Source organism: Acetivibrio cellulolyticus CD2, assembly GCF_000179595.2.
Taxonomy (GTDB): Bacteria; Bacillota; Clostridia; order Acetivibrionales; family Acetivibrionaceae; genus Acetivibrio; species Acetivibrio cellulolyticus.
On sequence record NZ_JH556653.1, the window covers coordinates 1,852,109 to 1,856,399 of the forward strand.

Here is a 4,291-nt window from a genome sequence, read left to right on the forward strand (position 1 = left end):
TGTTCCCTCTTGAATCATAGGTATAGGCTATTGTCCTTTGTGCAGTATTTATATCAGGCTCATATATGTTTTTCAGCCTGTTCATGCAATCATAGCCGTAGGATGTTGTCTCTGTTGGCTCTGTTGGTCCTCCTAAACGTTCCTGCTTCTGGGTCATGTTATGGGCTCCATCATAGTAGTACTTATAGTATTCTGACTCGGCAAATACTCCCTGATCGTCCTTAGCTTGATTTGTAAGGGTATCCAACAGCCCGTCATCATAATACGTGTATACCTGTCTGAAATTATCGTTGTATGTTATACTTTCTCTTCTTCCATCATCATAGTAATCATATACGGTTGTTTGTCCGTCAGACGTCACTGTCTTCAATCTTCCTGCCGCATCGTAAACCTTATCTACGCTATTGCTTCCAGGGTATATACTTTCTTCCTTTACTTCTCCTGCATTTACTCCTGTAATTATATCATAATTGTATGTTACAGGACCCATGACTATTGTATTGTTGTTTGCATCTACTGATATTTCTGTCTTTGTTTTTACCCTATTCAGTTCATCGTAGATTCTCTGCGTTGTGACTCTGCTCTTTAAAACCCCATTTTCCTTTGTCTCAACTATTATCTTCTTGAGATTTCCGTTTCCGTCATATCCCATGTCAGTTGATTCATTCGGCACTCTTATCTGTACATATGTGCTGCTATCGCCTGTAAACTGGCTTATCATCCTTCCATGGCAATCATATTCATAGGTTGTATTTTTCCCATTCCTGTCGAGCTTTTCCATCAGCTCTCCTGTGGGTGTATACTCATAAGTTTCAGTCTTTGATGCTACTCCTGTTCCGTTTGGATCACATACCCTTTTGAGTTTTCCAGATGCGTTGTAATAGTAAGTTGTTACATAGCCTCCAAGGTTCTGTTCCTTTAATGTTCCGTCTATATAGTAGGTGTCATAAAACACGTGTAGAATGTCAAGACCCTCTGGCTCGAAAAATGCGCCAATTCAACTAACTCTGGAAAGAACCCAATTTTACTTGACATTCTACAATCTAGAATTAATTAGGGATCCAGATAAGTGTAATTATTCGGCAAGTTTTTATGTTTACCTTAATAGAAATTAATGACGGTCATCCGAAGACAACCGCCATCAAAATGTATATTATTTTTTGCTTGTTACTGAAAATTAGTGCAATTAATTGACATTGAGCTTACTATCATAAAACAATCCGTTGCTCATTTGATAGAAAACCCACTCTATATGTTCAGCATTAGGATCATCGATAAAACCAATAGTAATCTTTACATCTTTTAATCCGTCATTATTTATATCCTTAATTGAAGCTTCTATAATCTTAAATCCAGTTTGAAATGGTGCTTGAAACTTATAAAGAATATCTTCATGCTCATTTATTAAATAGGCTGCTGGATATACCTTATCACCATGATTGACTTCTCCAGAAACAAATTTAACACTTCCCCAAGAATTTAGATCGATTGCAAACGAATGCTCCTTACTTGGTATAAAATCTTTGATGTCTGCAAGTTTGTATGGTCTAAAAAGATAATTTCCATCTAAAGATAGGTCTTTATAAGCTTCTCCTTTATCTGTATACTTTATTTTTGCGTCTATCTCATCGTTTTCTTTAAATACTAATGTTAAATTTCCTTTGTTTCCAACTTTGTCGCTAAACCGACATTCAGCTACGGCATTATTAATTGTCCCTAATAAATCTCCCAAATATTTTGACGGTTCAAGTGAATAGGAGTAAAAATCTGGATATGCAATTGAACCTGTAGATAATTTTCCTTCAATAACTCCATTTTCTATTTTTGAGATGAAAAAAGAAAAATAATCATATGCTGCACCATTCCAACTTTTCACAACCCATATCTTTTTAAGGTACTGATTATAGTCGGTTGCTTTAATGTTATCCCCAGATGTAGAAGTACTTGGTTTAGTTGGCATAACAGTCACATGATCAGTTGAAGAATCTGTACTTGTTGTTTCATTAGTCTTGCTGATTGTAGAAGAAGGACTTTCTGAAACTTCAGATTTATCTTTTAAGCTCCCACAACTTGTCAAGCTAATGATAAAAACAACGAAAAATATAGTTGATATGGCAGTTGCTCTTACTTTTTTCATTAACACATTTCCCCTTTCATTGTACTGAAGTTATCCATTTTATGGCTGCATTTGTATCGCCAATTAAATTATACCAATTGTTGGCATAGTCGATCCGATTCTGTTTTTTAGTTGCATCGTCATGAGACCTTTCATATGTTCCATGAAATACCAAAGCTAAATCGCCAGCATTCTTTGTCGAAATAATAAAATCCGCATACGTCATTTTGTATGGACTGCCATATTGAGCAGATAAAGATGGCAACCATTCGCCTCCACCAGGTTTCATACTCGATAACAAAAAATCTAGTTCCAAATTCATAAGTTTTTTAGCATCACTTTTGGCCATATTATTAGCTGAGTTTTTATCAAGTCCTGCCCAATTAAGGAATTTTGTTGCATCATCCCATTGGACTATGCCATACCCCAATGTAGTATTATTTAAATCCTGCCATACGCCGGGGTTGAACCAGCTTTCTTGTTGAATATTTCCAAGCAAGCCACATATAGCTTCCTTTGACCAACCTATATCTTTTTGAGATAAATAATCATAAATGTATTGAGCATTTGCTACCTGTTCCGCAGGAGATAATCGATTTTTATCAGTTGAAACCTTAGCATACGCATCATCATTACCCGTCCCCTTAGATGGAGGAGGAGGTGGTGCTGGTCTATACATCAGTGTAGATAGCATTGATTGTAACTGTTTAACATCAGACATAGTACCTCCGTATGCCTTCTTCAAATAGGCATTACAAGCCTCCCTGAAATAAGCATCATTCTTATAAGCATCTGTATCTTTTAACATTTCTCTTGCTGTAGCAGCATTCGAAGCATACTTATACTTATTGGCTATTTCTGCTTTTACATCAATATCTGAGTCTTCTTCTTTATAATATTTATTTATATTTAGCTGACTTTCCTCCCATCCTTTTTTTGCAGCAATTATTTCATTAACTAAAGTTAATGCTGACTTTTCTCCAGTATACCCAGTAGGATCAACATACATCATAGGCTCATTATGGCAATATGCATACAGATTCAAACTCAACGGGTCAGCTATTGTACCCATATATGTATCCTGCTGTAAAAATCTTGCCGTTTGCGGATCATAGTATCTTGCCTGAAGGTTATAGTACTTTGATTCCTCATCGTATTGGTATCCGGCATACAATATCTGGCTCTTTATTATTTCATTCTCATCTATTGTCTCTTCTCCAGTGCTGTCATAGTAGGTCTCAGAGGTTATATTACCAAATTCATCATACTTGTACTGTGAGCGGATACTTTTTGTTGTAGCATCCAGCAGGGCTGTCACATCAGCATGTCCGTTGTAGAAATAGTATACCTTGTTAGTCCCTGTTTCCCTTGATATAAGGTTGGTTCCTATTACATTGAATGCGCTTATTGCTCCGCTGTTTGTGTATTCAAATACTACATTGTCATACTCATAGAAGTATCTTGCAGTCGTTCCGTCTACTGTTTTTGCAACTCTCTTTCCCTCTGCATTGTATGTATTCTCCATCTGCTGGTTTATACCTGTTGTCACGGTAGTCTTGAGCTGGTTTAACAGAGTATAGGTATTGGTGGTTATCGTGCTCGGTCCATTTGTTATGTCATATACATTTTTCAGGTTGCCATTGCTGTCATGGAGATATAGTTTTTTCTGTATTATATTTCCGTATTGGTTATCCTCTCTCTTGGTCACATATTGAATCCTGTTATTATCGGTATATTCATATTTTGTATATGTCACCTCATTGGTTGCCGTTATGGTTTCTATCTCTGTATCCCTGTTTCCTCTTGAATCATAGGTATAGGCTATTGTCCTTTGTGCAGTATTTATATCAGGCTCATATATGTTTTTCAGCCTGTTCATGCAATCATAGCCGTAGGATGTTGTCTCTGTTGGCTCTGTTGGTCCTCCTAAACGTTCCTGCTTCTGGGTCATATTATGGGCTCCATCATAGCAGTACTTATAGTATTCTGACTCGGCAAATACTCCCTGATCGTCCTTAGCTTGATTTGTAAGGGTATCCAACAGCCCGTCATCATAATACGTGTATACCTGTCTGAAATTATCGTTGTATGTTATACTTTCTCTTCTTCCATCATCATAGTAATCATATACGGTTGTTTGTCCGTCAGATGTCACTGTCTTCAATCTTCCTGCCG

General features: G+C 36.8%; 2 protein-coding genes and 1 pseudogene. All 3 read right to left on the reverse strand.

Annotated features, from left to right (window positions below):
• Positions 1-955: pseudogene (locus tag ACECE_RS27200) on the reverse strand (sugar-binding protein); the annotation flags it as partial.
• A gap of 231 nt (positions 956-1,186) precedes the next feature.
• On the reverse strand, positions 1,187-2,137 hold the full coding sequence (locus ACECE_RS27205; RefSeq protein ID WP_010681115.1) for a hypothetical protein: 951 nt from the start codon (positions 2,135-2,137) through the stop codon (positions 1,187-1,189).
• 16 nt (positions 2,138-2,153) lie between these two features.
• Positions 2,154-4,291, reverse strand: a 2,138-nt coding sequence (locus tag ACECE_RS31060) for a phage tail tip lysozyme (RefSeq protein ID WP_010681116.1), incomplete at its 5' end; no start/stop codon positions are given.

Excerpts from the sequence above, each read along its gene's own strand:
- ACECE_RS27205 (WP_010681115.1), bottom strand. The coding sequence starts at position 2,137 with ATGAAAAAAGTAAGAGCAACTGCCATATCAACTATATTTTTCGTTGTT.